Source organism: Candidatus Pantoea rara (assembly GCF_051136265.1).
In the GTDB taxonomy this organism is placed as follows: Bacteria; Pseudomonadota; Gammaproteobacteria; order Enterobacterales; family Enterobacteriaceae; genus Pantoea; species Pantoea rara.
This window is the reverse complement of sequence record NZ_CP194942.1, coordinates 3,675,888-3,694,095: the sequence shown is the minus strand read 5'-3', so window position 1 is coordinate 3,694,095 and position 18,208 is coordinate 3,675,888. Positions and strand designations below refer to the sequence as shown.

General features: G+C 53.5%; 17 protein-coding genes. 12 read left to right on the top strand and 5 right to left on the bottom strand.

Features of this window, described 5'->3' with window-relative positions:
• The first annotated feature begins 55 nt into the window (after positions 1-55).
• The gene (gene pspG / locus ACR8BF_RS17450; protein WP_179897206.1) at positions 56-322 is read left to right on the top strand and encodes an envelope stress response protein PspG; all 267 of its coding nucleotides are present in this window, start codon (positions 56-58) and stop codon (positions 320-322) included.
• A 211-nt stretch (positions 323-533) separates the two neighbouring features.
• On the opposite strand, the gene ACR8BF_RS17445 is transcribed toward pspG, so the two are convergent.
• The gene (locus tag ACR8BF_RS17445) at positions 534-1,517 is read right to left on the bottom strand and encodes a quinone oxidoreductase (RefSeq protein WP_434745334.1); all 984 of its coding nucleotides are present in this window, start codon (positions 1,515-1,517) and stop codon (positions 534-536) included.
• 96 nt (positions 1,518-1,613) lie between these two features.
• On the opposite strand from ACR8BF_RS17445, the gene dnaB reads away from it, so the two are divergent.
• From dnaB to ACR8BF_RS17415, 6 genes are all read left to right on the top strand, one after another.
• Positions 1,614-3,020 carry a replicative DNA helicase gene (gene dnaB / locus ACR8BF_RS17440; protein WP_003855755.1) on the top strand — a complete coding sequence of 469 codons (1,407 nt, stop codon included), beginning with the start codon at positions 1,614-1,616 and terminating at the stop codon, positions 3,018-3,020.
• A gap of 129 nt (positions 3,021-3,149) precedes the next feature.
• Positions 3,150-3,629 carry an Lrp/AsnC family transcriptional regulator gene (locus tag ACR8BF_RS17435; protein ID WP_179897210.1) on the top strand — a complete coding sequence of 160 codons (480 nt, stop codon included), beginning with the start codon at positions 3,150-3,152 and terminating at the stop codon, positions 3,627-3,629.
• 240 nt (positions 3,630-3,869) lie between these two features.
• Positions 3,870-4,484 carry a YitT family protein gene (locus tag ACR8BF_RS17430; RefSeq protein WP_292986628.1) on the top strand — a complete coding sequence of 205 codons (615 nt, stop codon included), beginning with the start codon at positions 3,870-3,872 and terminating at the stop codon, positions 4,482-4,484.
• A gap of 39 nt (positions 4,485-4,523) precedes the next feature.
• The gene (locus ACR8BF_RS17425) at positions 4,524-5,717 is read left to right on the top strand and encodes an amino acid aminotransferase (RefSeq protein WP_314984981.1); all 1,194 of its coding nucleotides are present in this window, start codon (positions 4,524-4,526) and stop codon (positions 5,715-5,717) included.
• A 120-nt stretch (positions 5,718-5,837) separates the two neighbouring features.
• Positions 5,838-6,257 carry a secondary thiamine-phosphate synthase enzyme YjbQ gene (locus tag ACR8BF_RS17420; RefSeq protein ID WP_314984938.1) on the top strand — a complete coding sequence of 140 codons (420 nt, stop codon included), beginning with the start codon at positions 5,838-5,840 and terminating at the stop codon, positions 6,255-6,257.
• Entirely contained in the window at positions 6,257-6,580 is a 324-nt protein-coding gene (locus ACR8BF_RS17415; RefSeq protein ID WP_003855748.1) for an MmcQ/YjbR family DNA-binding protein, read from the top strand. Before ACR8BF_RS17420 ends, ACR8BF_RS17415 begins: the two co-directional genes overlap by 1 nt.
• A 51-nt stretch (positions 6,581-6,631) precedes the next feature.
• Here the strand turns inward: ACR8BF_RS17415 and ACR8BF_RS17410 are convergent, their stop codons facing one another.
• Both ACR8BF_RS17410 and uvrA read right to left on the bottom strand, forming a co-directional pair.
• A complete protein-coding gene (locus tag ACR8BF_RS17410) occupies positions 6,632-7,696 on the bottom strand; it encodes an NAD(P)-dependent alcohol dehydrogenase (RefSeq protein ID WP_136197603.1) in 1,065 nt (354 codons plus the stop codon).
• A 233-nt stretch (positions 7,697-7,929) separates the two neighbouring features.
• On the bottom strand, positions 7,930-10,758 hold the full coding sequence (gene uvrA, locus ACR8BF_RS17405) for an excinuclease ABC subunit UvrA (protein ID WP_179897215.1): 2,829 nt from the start codon (positions 10,756-10,758) through the stop codon (positions 7,930-7,932).
• A 223-nt stretch (positions 10,759-10,981) separates the two neighbouring features.
• On the opposite strand from uvrA, the gene ssb1 reads away from it, so the two are divergent.
• Positions 10,982-11,542, top strand: coding sequence for a single-stranded DNA-binding protein SSB1 (ssb1, locus tag ACR8BF_RS17400; RefSeq protein ID WP_090963699.1), 561 nt, complete (start codon positions 10,982-10,984; stop codon positions 11,540-11,542).
• 70 nt (positions 11,543-11,612) lie between these two features.
• On the opposite strand, the gene ACR8BF_RS17395 is transcribed toward ssb1, so the two are convergent.
• Complete coding sequence (locus tag ACR8BF_RS17395; protein WP_179897218.1) at positions 11,613-12,134, bottom strand: isochorismatase family protein; 522 nt, start codon at positions 12,132-12,134, stop codon at positions 11,613-11,615.
• 119 nt (positions 12,135-12,253) lie between these two features.
• Here ACR8BF_RS17395 and ACR8BF_RS17390 point away from each other — a divergent pair, with 119 nt between their 5' ends.
• Together ACR8BF_RS17390 and ACR8BF_RS17385 are read left to right on the top strand one after the other, a co-directional pair.
• Positions 12,254-13,081, top strand: a complete 828-nt coding sequence (locus tag ACR8BF_RS17390; protein WP_434745333.1) for an AraC family ligand binding domain-containing protein — start codon at positions 12,254-12,256, stop codon at positions 13,079-13,081.
• A gap of 77 nt (positions 13,082-13,158) precedes the next feature.
• Positions 13,159-14,118 (top strand): DMT family transporter, encoded by a 960-nt coding sequence (locus ACR8BF_RS17385; protein ID WP_179897221.1) that lies wholly within the window; start codon positions 13,159-13,161, stop codon positions 14,116-14,118.
• 923 nt (positions 14,119-15,041) lie between these two features.
• On the opposite strand, the gene ACR8BF_RS17380 is transcribed toward ACR8BF_RS17385, so the two are convergent.
• The gene (locus tag ACR8BF_RS17380) at positions 15,042-15,437 is read right to left on the bottom strand and encodes a transposase (protein ID WP_090963707.1); all 396 of its coding nucleotides are present in this window, start codon (positions 15,435-15,437) and stop codon (positions 15,042-15,044) included.
• A 524-nt stretch (positions 15,438-15,961) separates the two neighbouring features.
• Between ACR8BF_RS17380 and ACR8BF_RS17375 the strand changes: the two genes are divergently transcribed.
• Positions 15,962-17,218, top strand: a complete 1,257-nt coding sequence (locus ACR8BF_RS17375) for an oligosaccharide flippase family protein (protein ID WP_179897223.1) — start codon at positions 15,962-15,964, stop codon at positions 17,216-17,218.
• Positions 17,219-17,226: 8 nt separating this feature from the next.
• Positions 17,227-18,177 (top strand): ATP-grasp fold amidoligase family protein, encoded by a 951-nt coding sequence (locus ACR8BF_RS17370; RefSeq protein ID WP_010252168.1) that lies wholly within the window; start codon positions 17,227-17,229, stop codon positions 18,175-18,177.
• Positions 18,178-18,208 lie beyond the last annotated feature (31 nt).

Genomic DNA, 18,208 nt, shown 5'->3' with positions numbered 1-18,208 from the left:
GTTGGCACGCTTCTTGTAATAGCTATAACAATCGATCTCAAAAAGGAGCGCTGACGTGGAAATATTATTCGTATTAGGGTTTTTCCTGATGCTGTTGCTGACCGGCGTTTCGCTGATTGGCGTGCTGGCGGCACTGGTCGTCGCCACCATCGTGATGTTTGTCGGTGGACTGTTCGCAATTGTTATCAAGGTGTTGCCGTGGCTGGTGCTGGCGGTGATCGCTGTGTGGCTACACCGCGCCTTTTTTGGCGACAGCGATGCACGAGCACGTCGTAAGCTGAGGCGTAAGATCAACAGGTTAGACCGCAAAGGCTGGCGCTAAATGCGGTAGCGATCACAGTGTGAGAGATTGCTCAGTGCTGAACTGCAATTAAACATATTTTTTACTTATGTTTTCTGGCAGGATGCCTGTCGTCAAATCGATGTGCCATCGACTCGACATGAATTCATCGCCGCTGTCCCTACACCAGCGCGAACAAAAAATAAAAAAAAGAAGAGGGCTTCCCACGGGAAGCCCTTTTTGCTGCCTGCGATTACGGTATTAGCAGGCAGGATCCCTGCGTGGCGCGGCTCTCCAGCATCTGGTGTGCCCTGCTGGCCTCTTTCAGCGCAAACTTCTGCTGCTCTGGCACATTCACTTTGATTGCGCCACTCGCCAGCAGCGAAAACAGCTCAGCGCTGGCGGTTTCAAGCTCCTGACGGTTGGTGACATAACCAAACAGTGAAGGACGGGTCACAAACAGCGAGCCTTTCTTATTCAGAATGCTGAGATCAATGCCGGTCACCGGACCAGAAGCATTACCAAAACTCACCATCAGGCCATGACGACGCAGCGAGTCCAGCGACGCTTCCCAGGTATCTTTGCCCACGGAGTCATACACCACTGCCACTTTTTTCCCTTCCGTCAGTTCGCTAACGCGCTGCGCAATATTCTCTTCGCGATAGTTAATGGTCGCCCAGGCACCGGCATTTTTCGCCATCGTGGCCTTTTCTGCTGAGCCCACGGTGCCAATCAAATGCGCGCCCAGCGCTTTTGCCCACTGACAGGCGATTAACCCGACGCCGCCAGCGGCCGCATGAAACAGGAAGGTCTCACCGGCGCTGATTTTATAGGTCTGGCGCAGCAGATATTGCGTGGTCAGTCCTTTCAGAAAGCTGGCTGCACCCTGCTCAAAGCTGATTGCTTCCGGAAGATGCATCAGGCGATCTTCCGCCACATTGTGCACGTCGCTATAAGCGCCCATAGCCGCCATGCAGTAGACCACGCGATCGCCGGGCTTAAACAGGGTCACACCACGGCCTACGCGCGACACGACACCCGCGGCTTCCGTCCCCAGACCAGAGGGGAAATCGGCAACCGGATAAAGTCCGCTGCGAACATAAGTATCGATGTAATTAATCCCGATAGCGCGATTCTCAACCTGCACTTCATGTTCGGCGGGGTCAGCAGGTTCAAAATCTGTCCACGCTAAAACGTCCGGGCCGCCATGTGCGCTGAACTGAATACGCTTTGCCATTCTGACTCCTGTGATTGTTTCATCATGAGGGTGAGGCACGCACCCCAACTAAGGTATACTTGCGCGTCCCCACAGAAGATCGGTAATGCATTCACTATGGCAGGAAATAAACCCACCAACAAATCGAACGAAACGCAGGATCGCCAGCTCGCAGGCGTGAAAATGCCCCCGCATTCTCTGGAAGCGGAGCAGTCGGTGCTCGGTGGGTTAATGCTGGATAACGAGCGCTGGGATAACGTCTCCGAGCGCGTCGTCGCGAATGACTTTTACAACCGCTCGCATCGGCTGATTTTTTCCGAGATGCAGCGGCTGCTGGAAAACAGCAAACCCATTGACCTGATTACGCTATCCGAATCGCTGGAAACGCGTGGCGAACTGGAGATGGCGGGCGGCTTCGCCTATCTGGCTGAGCTGGCGAAAAACACCCCAAGCGCGGCGAACATCGGCGCTTATGCCGATATCGTGCGTGAGCGGGCGGTGGTGCGTGAGATGATCTCCGTCGCCAACCAGATTGCCGATGCCGGTTATGATCCGCAGGGACGTAACAGCGAAGAGCTGCTCGACTTCGCCGAGTCGAATGTCTTTAAAATTGCGGAAGCGCGCGCGGATAAAGATGCTGGCCCAAAAAACATTGAGCAGATTCTGGAATCGACCGTTTCCCGTATTGAATCGCTCTATCAGACTCCGCACGATGGTGTCACTGGCGTTGATACCGGCTATCAGGATCTGAATAAAAAGACGGCGGGCCTGCAGGGCTCTGACCTGATTATTGTCGCCGCACGTCCCTCGATGGGTAAAACCACCTTTGCGATGAACCTGTGCGAAAACGCCGCCATGCTGCAGGAGAAGCCGGTGCTGATCTTCAGTCTGGAAATGCCCAGCGAGCAGATCATGATGCGTATGCTGGCTTCGCTCTCCCGCGTCGATCAGACCCGCATCCGAACCGGACAGCTGGATGATGAGGACTGGGCGCGAATCTCCGGCACCATGGGCATCCTGCTGGAGAAGAAGAACATGTACATTGATGACTCTTCTGGCCTGACGCCTACCGAAGTGCGTTCGCGTGCCCGGCGCATCTACCGTGAAAACGGTGGATTAAGCATGATCATGATCGACTACCTGCAGCTGATGCGCGTTCCGGCGCTGTCGGACAACCGTACGCTGGAAATTGCGGAGATCTCCCGCTCGCTGAAAGCGCTGGCCAAAGAGCTGAATGTGCCGGTGGTGGCGCTGTCACAGCTTAACCGCTCACTGGAACAGCGTGCCGATAAACGTCCGGTCAACTCGGATCTGCGTGAATCAGGCTCGATCGAGCAGGACGCGGATTTGATCATGTTTATCTATCGCGATGAGGTTTACCACGAAAACAGCGATCTCAAAGGGATCGCCGAGATCATTCTGGGTAAGCAGCGTAACGGTCCGATCGGTACAGTACGGCTGACATTCAACGGTCAGTGGTCGCGCTTTGATAACTACGCTGGCCCGCAATACGACGACGAATAATCCCCGGTTTGTGCTGTCATGCACGATCTGTGCATGACAGAACCCATCATCAGAAAATAGTGTTGGACAACCTCTCGGGTTATCGGGTTATCTGTAACAAAGCGACGCCCATCACGCTGTGGAAACGGAATGACTCACGTAGACGATTACGACCTTAAAATCCTGACTTTACTCCAATCCAACGGCCGTCTGACCAATCAGGAACTCAGCGATCTGGTCGGCCTTTCCGCCTCACAATGTTCCCGCCGCCGTATCAATCTGGAACAGGCTAATCTCATCCTGGGCTATCACGCCCGGTTGTCGCCAGATGCGATCGGGCTTGGCATGGTGGGATTAATTGAGGTGCGCTTAATCAACCACACCGCCGAATATGTTGAGAGCTTTCACCGCATGGTGGAGCAGGAGCAGGCAATCGTGGATGCCTATAAAACCACTGGCGATGCTGACTATCTGCTCAAAGTAGCGGTAGCCGATCTCAATTCGCTCAGTGCGTTAATCAGCCAGTTAGTCGCGGGCCACCAGAGTGTTTCCCATGTGAAAACTTCGGTGGTGTTGGGACGAATGAAAGAGAACGGGCTGATGATGATGCCTGAGAAGAAGACGCGCTAAAAAGGTGCGCATTGTGTGGTTTTGGTGCACACTTTCGCTAATAAATGCAAACAACACGCATGATGATGGACTTTAACGCATGGATTAACGGTGTTGGCCGAAATTTATGCACAAAGTTACTTTAAAAGCGCCTTGGATATCAACAGGATATCGCTGGCGCCGGCTTTACAGCAGTTCAATGGTGTGGCGATGGTCTGTTTTTTGCATCTGAACCGCATCATTTGCACTGAGAAAACCTCCATGGATAACATCGCAGAACCCTCCCGCGTCCCGCATTCACGCATTGAAGATGCGCTGGCGATGGTGCTTGGCACCCTGATGGTCTCGTTCGGCGTCATTATGCTGAAACAGGCGGGCGCGCTGACCGGCAGCACCGCAGGCATCGCCTTTCTGATCAGCTATCTCTCGCCGCTTTCGTTTGGCAGCACGTTCTTCCTGATCAATATCCCTTTTTACTGGCTGGCGGTAAAACGCATGGGCTGGGAATTTACCCTGAAAACCTTCTGCGCTGTCGGGCTGGTGTCGCTGTTCACCCAGCTGCACCCGCTGTTCGTCCACTTTTCTGACCTTAACCCCTTCTATGCGACACTGTTCGGTAACGTCATCATGGGAATCGGGTTTATAGTGTTATTTCGTCATAAGGCGAGCCTGGGCGGCATCAATATTCTGGCCCTTTGGCTACAGGATCGCTTTGGGATCCGCGCGGGTAAGCTGCAAATGGCGGTTGATACCTGCGTCGTGCTGGCGTCACTGTTTGTGGTGAGTGGCCCCATCCTGCTCGCGTCGATTGCCGGTGCGGTGATCCTGAATCTGATTATTGCAATGAACCACCGTCCGGGACGCTATCGGGTTTAACCGCTTCTATCCTCTGGACCAATCATGGAGACCTACACCGTGTTTCAAAACGTTGATGCCTATGCTGGCGATCCGATTCTGTCGTTGATGGAAGCCTTCAAACAAGACCCACGCGAACACAAAGTTAACCTGAGTATCGGGCTCTATTACGATGAAAAGGGCATTATTCCGCAGCTAAAGGCCGTAGCGGCTGCCGAAGAGCAACTCTATGCTGAGCCGCATCAGGCATCGCTCTATCTGCCAATGGAAGGGCTGAATAGCTACCGTAATGCGATTGCACCGCTGCTGTTTGGTGCCGACCATCCGGTGTTAAAGGCGGGCCGTATTGCGTCGATTCAGACGCTGGGTGGTTCTGGCGCGCTGAAAGTGGGCGCGGATTTCCTGAAGCGCTACTTCCCGCAGTCTGCGGTCTGGGTCAGCGATCCGACCTGGGAAAACCACGTCGCGATATTTAATGGCGCAGGTTTTGATGTCAATACCTATCCCTGGTATGACGCTGAGACGCACGGTGTGCGGTTTGATGCCTTTATCAGCACCCTGAAAACCCTGCCAGCGCAGAGCATCGTGCTGCTGCATCCCTGCTGTCATAACCCGACCGGCGCTGACCTGACCGATGCGCAGTGGGATCAGACCATTGAAGTGCTGAAAGCACAGCAACTGATTCCTTTCCTGGATATCGCCTACCAGGGCTTTGGTGCCGGTATGCAGCAGGATGCCTATGCGCTGCGTGCGGTTGCGGCGGCAGGTTTGCCTGCGCTGGTCAGTAACTCCTTCTCCAAAATCTTCTCGCTCTATGGTGAGCGCGTGGGCGGTCTTTCCATCGTCTGTGACAGCGCCGAAGAGTCAGCACGCGTACTGGGTCAGTTAAAAGCCACCGTTCGCCGCAATTATTCCAGCCCGCCTAACTTTGGTGCACAGGTTGTTGCGCGCGTCCTCAACGATGAGTCACTGAAAGCCAGCTGGCTGGCTGAAGTCGAAGAGATGCGTCTGCGTATTCTCGCGATGCGTCAGTCGCTGGTGGACGTGCTGAGTACCGCTCTGCCAGGTAAAAACTTCGACTATCTGCTGAAGCAGCGTGGCATGTTCAGCTATACCGGCCTGAGTGCGCAGCAGGTCGATCGTCTGCGTAACGAATTTGGCATCTATCTGGTGGGTAGCGGTCGCATGTGTGTGGCCGGTCTGAACAGCAAAAATGTCCATCAGGTCGCTGAAGCGTTTGCCGCCGTGATGTAACGGCAGGCAGGCTGTAAAAAAACCGTCAGGGTTCTCTCTGGCGGTTTTTTTATGGGTCAGGGTTTACCTTTCAGCGACATGCTGCACACTTAAACGGGATAACCGTTTCAGGAATAAGCTATGTGGCATCAACAAACTATTACGCTGAGCACGAAGTCGCGTGGGTTTCATCTGGTCACCGATGAGATTGTTAACGCGCTCACAGGACTGCGTGATATCAAAACCGGTCTGCTGCATCTGCTGTTACAGCACACCTCGGCGTCGTTAACCTTAAACGAGAATTGCGACCCGACAGTGCGTAGCGACATGGAGCAGCATTTCATGCGGCACGTGCCGGAAAATGCGCCTTATCAGCACGACTACGAAGGGCGTGATGATATGCCAGCGCACATCAAATCTTCGACCTTAGGGGTTTCGTTGTTATTACCCGTTCAGCGGGGACGTCTGGTGCTGGGCACCTGGCAGGGTATCTGGCTGGGCGAGCATCGCATTGAGGGCGGTGCCAGGCGGATTGTCGCCACTTTACAAGGGGAAGCGTAATGAATAACTCAGACTTACTGACCTATTGCATGAGTAAGCCGGGCGCGGAGCAAAGCGTACACAGTGACTGGAAGGCTACACAGATTAAAAGCAACGGCGTGCTGTTTGCGATGGTGCATGAGGCAAAAGGGCGGCCAGCGGTCTCGCTGAAATCGACGCCGGCGCTGGCCGAGTTACTGCGTGAAGAGCATAGCGACATCATTCCCAGTGAGCATCTGAACAAGTCTCACTGGAGCACGCTGTTCCTGGACGGTTCGCTGAAAGATTCGCAGATCTACTATCTGGTCGATGCCTCATTCCAGCAGGTTGCAGCAGCCCGATAAACGGCAATAAAAAACCTCCTGCCAAAGCAAGAGGGTTTCAGGTCGGACGGTTTACGCGGCAGGTTGCTCGCGCAGGGTGTTGATGTCGATAACAAAGCGGTATTTCACATCGCTTTTCAGCATGCGCTCATAGGCTTCGTTAATTTGATCCATCGCGATCAGTTCGATGTCTGATGTAATGCCGTGTTCACCACAGAAATCAAGCATCTCCTGGGTTTCTGCGATGCCACCAATCAGTGAGCCTGCGATGCTGCGACGCTTGAAGATCAGGTTAAACACTTGTGGTGCAGGGTGATCGTGCTCCGGTGCGCCAACCAGCGTCATGTTGCCATCCAGCTTCAGCAGGGTGATGAACGGGTTGAGATCGTGCTGAGCCGCGACAGTATTCAGAATGAAGTCAAAGCTGTTCGCGTGCTGCGCCATCTGCTCCGGATCTTTGGAGATGACGACTTCATCTGCACCCAGACGTTTGCCATCTTCAATTTTGGATGGCGAGGTGGTGAACAGCACCACATGTGCACCCATGGCATGCGCGATTTTCACGCCCATATGGCCCAGGCCGCCTAAACCGACGATACCCACTTTCTTACCAGGACCGACATTCCAGTGACGCAGTGGCGAATAGGTGGTGATACCGGCACACAGCAGCGGTGCAACACCCGCCAGCTCCAGGTTCTCCGGAATGCGCAGCACAAAACCTTCATCAACCACCATCGACGTTGAGTAACCGCCGTAAGTAATGGCGCCGGTTTCGCGATCTTCACCGTTATAGGTGCCGACAAAGCCATTTTCGCAATACTGCTCCAGACCCTGCTGACAGCTCGGACAACTGCGGCATGAATCGACCATACAGCCCACGCCGACCAGATCGCCGACCTTGTATTTCTGCGTCTGCGGACCAACGGCGGTCACGCGACCAACAATTTCATGACCCGGAACTACAGGGAAAATGGTGTTTTTCCACTCATTACGGGCCTGGTGCAGGTCTGAGTGGCAAACGCCACAGAACAGCACTTCAAGCTGAACGTCATGGGCGCGCAGCTCACGCGGCTTAAAATCGAACGGTGCCAGTTTGGATTTTGCATCCTGAGCAGCATACGCATGCGTAATATTCATGGTGTCTCCAGTTTCGATGTGTCGTGAGTGTTATTCGATGAAGTGCAGCAGCGTTGAGGTGCTGCGAAAACAGGGCGACGTCAGAGACGTGCCAAAGAGGAACCGCTTAAGGATAGTCAGCGTGGGGAAAAGCGTATATGCCTATACATGTCTGAATCTTGCCTGATTCTGCATTTCTCTGGCTGAATCGGCAGAGGAGCGTAAAAGGCCCGCGCGTGGCGGGCCTGAGAGAATTACTGCTGTAACAGGGGTTTCAGGAAGCGCGCGGTATGTGATTTTTCACAGTCCGCCACGGTTTCTGGCGTACCCGACACCAGGATTTCACCGCCGCCGCTGCCGCCTTCCGGACCGAGATCCACAATCCAGTCTGCGGTTTTAACCACATCGAGGTTGTGCTCAATCACCACGATGGTGTTGCCCTGATCGCGCAACTTATGCAGCACTTCCAGCAACTGCTGGATATCGGCAAAGTGCAGTCCGGTGGTCGGCTCATCCAGAATGTAGAGCGTCTGACCGGTGCCACGCTTCGACAGCTCACGCGCCAGCTTCACACGCTGGGCTTCACCGCCGGAAAGGGTCGTGGCGGACTGACCGAGGCGGATGTAGGTGAGACCCACATCAATCAGCGTCTGTAACTTACGCGCCAGTGCGGGCACGGCATCGAAGAACTCACGGGCCTCTTCGATGGTCATCTCCAGCACTTCGTGAATGCTCTTGCCTTTGTACTTCACTTCCAGCGTTTCACGGTTATAGCGTTTGCCTTTGCACTGGTCGCACGGCACATAAATGTCCGGCAGGAAGTGCATCTCGACTTTCAGCACGCCATCACCCTGACAGGCTTCACAGCGTCCGCCACGTACGTTAAAGCTGAAGCGACCTGGATTGTAGCCGCGCGAACGCGCTTCCGGCACGCCCGCAAACAGTTCACGCACCGGCGTGAAGATGCCGGTGTAAGTCGCCGGGTTGGAGCGCGGTGTACGACCAATCGGGCTCTGGTCGATGTCGATCACTTTGTCGAAGTGCTCCAGTCCCGCCACCTCACGGTAAGGGGCGGGTTCGGCGATGGTCGCGCCGTTCAGCGCCCGCTGAGCAATCGGGAAGAGCGTATCGTTGATCAGGGTCGATTTACCCGAGCCTGAAACACCGGTGATACAGGTGAACAGCCCGACCGGCAGCGTCAGCGTGACATCTTTGAGGTTGTTGCCGCGTGCGCCGGTAATCTTCAGCACTTTGGCCGGATCGCCTTTGACACGTTCCTCTGGCACCGCAATACCCCGCTTGCCGCTCAGGAACTGGCCGGTCAGTGACGCCTCTTCCGCCATGATCTGATCGACGGTACCTTCAGCTACTACCTGGCCGCCATGTACGCCTGCACCCGGACCGATATCGATCACATGATCAGCGGCACGAATCGCATCTTCATCATGCTCAACTACAATCACGGTGTTACCGAGGTCTCGCAGATGAATCAGGGTACCAAGCAGACGTTCGTTGTCGCGCTGATGCAGACCGATTGAAGGCTCATCCAGCACATACATTACACCAACCAGGCCGGCACCGATCTGGCTGGCCAGACGGATACGCTGCGCTTCACCGCCGGAAAGGGTTTCAGCAGAGCGTGACATCGACAGGTAGTTCAGGCCGACGTTAACCAGGAAACTCAGGCGATCGCCAATTTCTTTCAAAATCTTCTCGGCGATCTGCGCACGCTGGCCGCTGAGTTTCATGTTTTCAAAGAAGGACATCGCATGGCCGATGCTCATCTCAGAGATGGTCGGCAGCGTGGTGTTCTCCACAAAGACGTGACGCGCTTCACGACGCAGACGGGTGCCTTCACAGCTGGCACAGGCGCGGTTGCTGATAAATTTCGCCAGCTCTTCACGTACCGCTGAGGACTCGGTCTCTTTATAGCGGCGCTCCATGTTATTGAGCACGCCTTCAAACGGATGACGGCGAACCGACGTATCGCCGCGATCGTTGATGTACTTAAATTCGATGCTCTCTTTACCTGATCCGTACAGAATCACTTTCTGCACGTTTTCAGGCAGGCTGCCGAACGACGCTTCGATGTCAAAATCGAGGTGTTCCGCCAGCGAACGCAGCATCTGGAAGTAGTAGAAGTTACGGCGATCCCAGCCACGAATTGCGCCGCCCGCCAGCGAAAGGTCGGGATTCTGCACCACGCGGTCAGGATCGAAATATTGCTGTACGCCCAGGCCGTCGCAGGTTGGACAGGCGCCTGCCGGGTTATTAAACGAGAACAGGCGCGGCTCCAGCTCGCTCATGCTGTAACCACAGATTGGGCAGGCGAAGTTAGCCGAGAAGAGTAACTCGTCTGCGGCGCTGTCATCCATGTCCGCCACGATAGCCGTGCCGCCGGAAAGCTCCAGCGTGGTTTCAAACGATTCCGCCAGACGGGTCGCCAAATCGTCACGCACTTTAAAGCGGTCGATTACGACTTCGATGGTGTGCTTCTTCTGCAGCTCAAGTTTCGGCGGATCGGAGAGGTCACACACTTCGCCATCGATACGGGCACGTATATAGCCCTGCGTCGCCAGATTCTCCAGTGTCTTGGTGTGCTCACCCTTGCGATCTTTTACGACCGGTGCCAGTAGCATCAGGCGACGGCCTTCCGGCTGGGAAAGCACCTGATCCACCATCTGGCTCACGGTCTGCGCCGCCAGCGGTACATCATGATCCGGGCAGCGTGGTTCGCCTACGCGGGCAAACAGCAGACGCAGATAATCGTGAATCTCAGTGATGGTTCCCACGGTCGAACGTGGGTTATGCGAGGTGGATTTCTGTTCGATGGAAATGGCGGGCGACAAACCTTCGATATGATCGACGTCCGGCTTTTCCATTAACGAAAGAAACTGGCGCGCATACGCAGAGAGCGACTCTACATAGCGGCGCTGACCTTCCGCATACAGCGTATCAAACGCGAGTGAGGATTTACCTGAACCTGACAGGCCGGTCACCACAATGAGTTTGTCGCGTGGGATGGTCAGGTTGATGTTTTTCAAATTATGGGTGCGGGCACCACGAACTTCGATCTTATCCATTCACCTTTCCCGGATTAGCAGCACTCACCGCGCCTTGCCGACACGGCCAGAATAACGTGTCATTATGGCACAAAAAATAGACTGAATAAATATCCAGTACTCTTAGCCTCCTGAGCGCTAAGGATTAAAACTGGAACCCCGCTCGAAAGTGGGAAACAGACCGCAGGACGTGTTAGAATTGATGGATTAGACTGTATGCATTAACTCATCGGGAGACAGCAACATGGCCAGTCGTGGCGTTAACAAAGTGATTCTTGTCGGGAATCTGGGTCAGGATCCGGAAGTACGTTACATGCCAAATGGTGGCGCTGTTGCCAACATTACGCTGGCTACTTCTGAAAGCTGGCGCGACAAGCAGACCGGTGAAAACAAAGAGATCACCGAGTGGCACCGTGTGGTGCTGTTTGGCAAACTGGCTGAAGTTGCAGGCGAATACCTGAAAAAAGGGTCGCAGGTCTACATTGAAGGCCAGCTGCGCACCCGTAAATGGCAGGATCAGGGCGGCCAGGAACGTTACACCACTGAAGTCGTGGTTAACGTTGGTGGCACCATGCAGATGCTGGGTGGCCGTCAGCAGGGCGGTAACGCCGGTGCTGGTGCGCCAGCAGGTGGCGGCGCGCAGGGCGGTGGCAACAATGGCTGGGGTCAGCCGCAGCAGCCGCAGGGCAACAACAACCAGTTCAGTGGCGGCGCGCAGTCTCGTCCGCAGCAGCAGCCACAGAGCGCGCCGGCCAGCAACAACAACGAACCACCAATGGATTTCGACGACGATATTCCATTCTGATTACGTTGGCCAGAGAGTGCAAAAAAGCCCGCTTATGCGGGTTTTTTTTATGCGCGGCTTTCGCGACCTGTTATGACCATTCTGCCAGAATGGCCTCCGTGCTCAGCACGCGCGGCACGTTGCCGGGTATCTGCAGTGAAGCCCAGACCTCATTGTGCTGGTTAATCAGCGCTTCGGCGCTGACCCAGCGGCGATCTGCCGTCGTGTGCGCATCGGCGGCAACGGTAATGGCATAGCCCGCACTGGCCCCGACTTTTATCGTGGTATCCAGACAATAGTCGGTGGCACAGCCACACACCACAAACTCCTCAACCGCCAGACGCTTTAACAGCGCGGCCAGCTCCGTTTGCCAGAAGCTGTCGCAGGCGGTTTTAGTGACATAGTGCGCGCCATCGGGCTGAGCGATTTCCGGCAGCAGATCAAACGCGTCATTACCCTCGCACATCGCGCCTTCGCGGTGCCGGACAAATATGGTGATCTCAGCGCGTTCAGTCAGCCGGTTAATCTGTGCAATCCGTCCCGCTGTGTCGAAGCGTGGCGAGCTGAACACCCCATTCTGCATATCTATAACCAATACCACGCGCTGTGCCATGCCTGCTCCCATCACTCAGAAAAAAACAGTGTCACCCGCGGCGTTATGGATAGCAATCTTTTGCATTTTCACCCCGGTCGCAGGCATCCTGAACAGACTGGTTAAATAAGGAGAGAAAAGTGGAAGGTGTTCCGGCTAGTTTCCCCTATGAGAAAGATCGCGCCCGGTTTCAGCAACTCGCTGAGCTGCCCGGTATAGAGCTCTATCAGGCCCATATCTCTCGCTATGCCTTCGAACCTCATACCCATGAAGCCTTTGGGATCGGCACTATCGAAGCGGGCGCGCAGCGCTTTCGCTATCGCGGCACCGACTATACTGCCCCGGAGAACTCGCTGGTCATGATGAACCCGGATGAGCTGCATACCGGTGAGTCAGCGTGCGAGGAGGGATGGCGCTACCAGATGATCTACATTCAGCCACAGCTGATGGATGAGCTGACCGGCGATCGCGGCTGGTGGTTTAACGAGGCGCTGCTGACTAATCCGCGCGTGGCGCAGCCGCTCTCCCGCCTGCTGACCGCACTCTGGCAGGCGGAGTCTGAGCTTGCGCGCCAGAGCCTGATCGCCGAGCTGCTGCTGCAGATCCGTCCGCTGGCCCGCATGTCCTCACAGGGCAGACCTGATGCCCGTCATCGCTTTGACCAGGTAAAAGATTTCCTGCGCGCCAACCTCGCAGAACCTGTGCGGCTGGAAGAGCTGGCGGCACTGGCATCGTTATCGCCATGGCACTTCTTACGCGCCTTTCGCCAGCACTATCACGTTACGCCGCATCAGATGCTAATGGCTTTCCGACTCTATGACGCCAAGCAAAGGCTGGCACAGGGTGAAGCGGCTGCCAGCGTTGCGGCGGCAGTGGGATTAACCGATCAGGCCCATCTCACCCGCGCCTTTGCAAACCGGTATGGCATCACGCCGGGCCGCTATCAAAAACAGGTTTGCCAGCCTTAATACCACCGCAATCTGCTACAAGCATTCCCCGCCCGAACCCGCCACACTCCATTAAACGTCTATATAAGGAAGAAATCATGTTTGCGGGTGTTATGTTTGCTATCACTGCCGGGTTGATGTGGGGGCTAATCTTTGTCGGGCCGCTGCTGATACCTGACTATCCTGGCGCCCTGCAGTCGGCGGGACGTTATGTGGCGTTTGGACTGATTGCGCTGCCGCTGGCCTGGCATGGTCGTCGTCGCCTGCGCAAGCTGGGCCGGGCCGACTGGCGTGAGGCGGTGAAGCTCTCGCTGGTGGGGAACCTCTTTTATTATGCGTTTCTGGCGAACGCCATTCAGCGCACCGGCGGGCCGGTCTCTACCATGATTATCGGCACGCTGCCGGTGGTGATCGCCGTGACCGCCAATCTCTGTTACGGCCATCTCGAAGGAAGGCTGCCATGGCGGCGGCTGGTTCCGGCACTGATCATGATGGCGGCCGGATTACTCTGCGTAAATGCGGCGGAGCTACAAAGTCAGGGCACCACAGTGGATCTGGGCCGCTATCTGACCGGTATCGTGCTGGCACTGTTAGCGGTAATGTGCTGGACCTGGTATCCGCTGCGCAATGCCCGCTGGCTGCGAACCCATCCCGAACTCCGTCCCTCAACCTGGGCCACCGCGCAGGGCATCGTGACGCTGCCGATGGCGCTGATCATGTACGCGCTGGTCAGTGTGCAACTCGCCTGGCAACAGCCTGATTTTTCGCTGCCGTTTGGGCCGCGTCCCACTGTGTTTATCTCCCTGATGCTGACGATTGGCCTGCTCTGCTCCTGGCTGGGCACCTTATGCTGGAACGCTGCCAGCCAGCGCCTGCCTACCGTACTGATGGGACCGCTGATCGTTTTCGAGATTCTGTCTGGCCTGTTGTGGACTTTTCTCTGGTATCAAAGCTGGCCACCTCAGCTCACCGTGACAGGCATTATTTGTCTGATGGTCGGTGTACTGTGGGCGATGCGTATCAAACCCCAACCTCATGTGGTCTCACTTAACCCGTAAGCCGTATAAATCAGGCAAACCCTTTTGCCGTGTGGAAAACCCGCTGCGCGGCTTTTTAAGATTAAACCCTATCCCGATTTGCACGCTCTGCGGCAGATTTATGCCGCGAAATCGATTTCATTCCGCTGCGTGATTGTACTGTCCACTCTGATTCACTCTTTTATCCCTCGCTCTTCAGTAAAAAAATGGCACTCAGGGTCTGCTGAACAGGGCTCTTTTCAGCCCTGGCAGAACCTTACTGCTCAGATATCCGTCATTAATCAGGGAAAATAGTGCGGCATTATGGACGTTACGCTTTTATCAGAGGCTATTTATTGCTGTAAGGTCCGTGGAAAGAGAGGCCAGAAACCACTATTAACTTCACTCAATGATAAATGAGTAAGAAAATTCCGCCGCTGCGCTATTAATTAAAGATTAATCTCTGGCATCAATGATGCGCAATGAAGAGAGTGAAAAGATAGACACTGAACGTTAGTGATAAGGAGCAATAAACTATTTATCCTGGATTAATCCTGGAGAAAGTTAATGCAATAAACCCATAGCCGGGAATTAAAACGAAGCCGCAGAATTTGAGTTAGTGCCACAATTAACTTAAAAAAAGGATGGTTGTTTTTCGCGCGGTGTTTAAAGCGGCTTAATAGAATTGAAGGGAATTAGTTCCGGTGATTAGCTGGGCTTACGTAAAAAATGGAGGGCCCAATCCCGCGTAAACGAGATTGGGAGGGGGCGAATAGCCGTAGAATGCGAGACTTTTGCTGTTGTGAATCAATTTTACCGCAAAAAAAGAAGCTTAGCCGTGAAGCCATTCATTAGTTATAAATGGAGCGGAAAAGGGTGCCGCAATTGTCCTGTTAAATGATCTTCATCTCTTCTGGTAAGAACAAATCTCAGCGTTAAGTCTAAAAAGCGCGGTAGCATTGGGTTTAGCGATTCTCCGTGCCTGACGGATAATGGTATACGCTACGGCTGATATCTAATAAGCGGCAGCTACGACGGGTACCGATGTCGAAGGTAGTCTGCAGGAAATCCACAGCCTGACGTTTTTCATTCGTCGTAAAGAAGTGCTTCAGAACGCTCTGCAGCATCTCTTTATCTGAATTGAGCGTCTGCAATTCACGCGTGATGTTTTGCAGTTTTTCTTCCAGCTCTTTGATTTTTCTGCCTTCTTCCGAAGACAACCCAGAAAACTTCTTCTTCCAGCTATAGAACGTGGCTTCAGAGATACCTAACTCTTCACAGATCTCTCTGACTTTCACGCCCGATTCAGAAGCTTTAATGGCATTTGTGATTTGATCTTCGCTGTATCGTGACTTTCTCATAAATGCTCTTACCTTTCTTATCGATTAATGGATGAGAATGACTTTAATAATTTCTGGCACTGTAAGATTTTATTAAGGCAGTATTAAAGTGCGCGAATTGAATTGCGAAGCCTAAATTAAGATATTTAGAAGAAATATCATCATGGGATAAATCTTATTTTATTCTTATCAGGGGGGCGCGCCTTCCTGGAGGGGGATTTTTGTTATAAATTCATCGCATCCAAAATACGAAAAAATACAACGTACACAGGATATTTACCCTTACCGACGGGATTATTATGTCGGCAGGGCTCTTTAAGGCTGTTTTATTTTCAGCCTGAAATCGTTTCCATTTGAAGTGATTCGCACCATTTATAATAAGAATTATCCTGATTTCACTCTCCGGATTATGATTTGCATCTCAATTTTCGGACCAGCTTGGTCTGAAGTCTTATGTTTTCGCCAGGCCCACTGAGCGCTTATTAATTCGTTACAGGGATGTTGTACCGAAGCGGTTGTAGTTGAGTAATACTAAGGAAGAGTTGATGAAATTGAGCGTAATGTCTAATGCCGCCTGGATGATGTCTGAGAAGATCATCTCCGTTTTTGGCGTCATTTTTGTGACGTCTTACGTGGCGAAGTCCTTTGGGCCAACGGTGTTTGGCCAGATGGCGTTTTCTACCTCACTATTCGCGATGGTGCAAACCGTTGCAATCTTTGGCACCGAAACCATTCTGTTTAAGCGCGTCAGCAAAAATGCGTCAAAAGGCCTGCGCCTGATGACCATCGCCCGCACGATGCGCATGGTGTTATTGCTGGTCACTTCGGTGCCAGTCTTAATCTGGGTCTGGTACAACATGCAGGAAAACTTCCTGGCGTTTGCACTGGCCTCATTTATTGCCTCGGTTTTTGTCACGCAGGACACTTTCAGCGTTTATAACAACGCACGTCTTGCCTCGCGTCTTAACACCATCGCTAACGCAGTGGGCATGCTGCTGAGTTTCGGCATCAGTTTCACCGTCGCCTGGCTGCGTCTTAACCCGCTGTGGCTAACGCTGTCGATTGTTGCCGTCACGCTGGTGCCTTACCTGATCAAACGTCGCAACTTTTATCAGGACCATCAGGATCAGATGCCGCCGCGCGAAAAGCGCACCGCCTATCTGCGCTATCTAATGTACGCCGGACTGCCGCTGGCTATCTCCAGCATCTTTATCTCGGTGCAGGTCAAAGCGGCGCAGATGTTCCTGGCAGGCACGGCTCCCGCACGCGACCTTGGCCTGTTCGCGGCAGCGAATACCATTTCCGCCTCCTGGATTTTTATCCCGGTGGCGCTCATTACCTCCTGCTTCACTGAGATCTTCAGAGAGCGCGGCGAGGTCGCCATTAAGCTGGCGGCGCGGCTTAATGGTTACGTTATGGGTGTTTCATTGTTGATGCTGCTTGTCATTTCGCTTTACGGCGAGCGGATCATCATTGCGTTGTACGGACCGGCTTACACACAGTCAGGAAGTCTCATTACGTTGCTGTCGATAGCGACCAGCTTTTCGGCAATGGGGACCGTAGCGTATCGCTACATGGTCAAAGAGGGAGGATTTAACTACTTGCTGAGGAAAATCATCTGCCTGATGGTCATCAGTTTGCCGCTCTCCTGGTGGTTGATCCAGGGTCACGGCATCATGGGGGCCGCGTGGAGCGTTTTCCTTTCAGAACTTTTGTCCCTGACCGTAATGAATTACTTCTTTAAAAACGGCGTCATTCAAAAGATTCAGGTTTCCTCACTCAACTACAAAACATACAAATGAGGTCAGATATGCTCAAGTTGAAAGAAGAACTCAGAAGAAGTGTGCAGTACTTTATTAAGAAAATGCCCTGGGCTTATCAGGACCGCATTTACTACTTCCACAAGTTCAGAAAGCTGCCCAATCTGCGTCAGCCAAAAGTGTTCAACGAAAAGGTGTTGTACCGTAAGTTTATCTTCGGCGATTACCAGAGCTATGGTCGTCTGTCAGATAAGTACTCGGTGCGCGAATTCATTGCTGAAAAAATCGGTAATGAATACCTGATTCCGCTGGTACACGAAACCACTGATCCAACAACGCTGAATAGCTTACCCTGCTGGAAGGGAACGGTGATTAAGCCGAACCACGCCTCCAACATGGTAGAGATTCTGCTGGAAGAGCCGGACGCACTGCGCAAGCAGCAGATCATTCATGACTGCTATCGCTGGCTGAAGACTGACTTCGCCAACGAAGCGCGTGAGATTCACTATCGGTACATCAAGCCACGTATCCTGGTTGAGAAGTACATTGGTGATGGCAAAAGTGCGCCGATTGATTACAAGTTTCATATGTTCAACAAGCGTGATGGCAAGTTCGAATATGTGCTGCAGGTGATCTACAACCGCTGCCAGCCGCTGCTGTCGATGAACTTCTACGTGAATAACCTCAATGAGGCTTATCACAAGATTCGCGATACCGGTCTGGATGTGTCTCCGATTATGCCTTCACTGGAACATGCGCTCGAACTGAGCAAGAAGCTGGCCAGCGATTTCGACTATGTGCGTGTGGACTGGTATATCCATGACGAGCGGATCTACTTTGGCGAACTGACCTTCACCCCAGGTGCAGGACTGGTTACCGGATTAGATCGTGGTTTAAATCAGATGATGGGAGATATGTGGATTCAGGATCGCCGCGGAACGCAGAGCCCGGGCGTTACAGTGCAGGATGTTAATATCCCTGCCATGTTGAAGAAAATTTAAGCACACACAGCAATATAAAAAACCCCGCTTA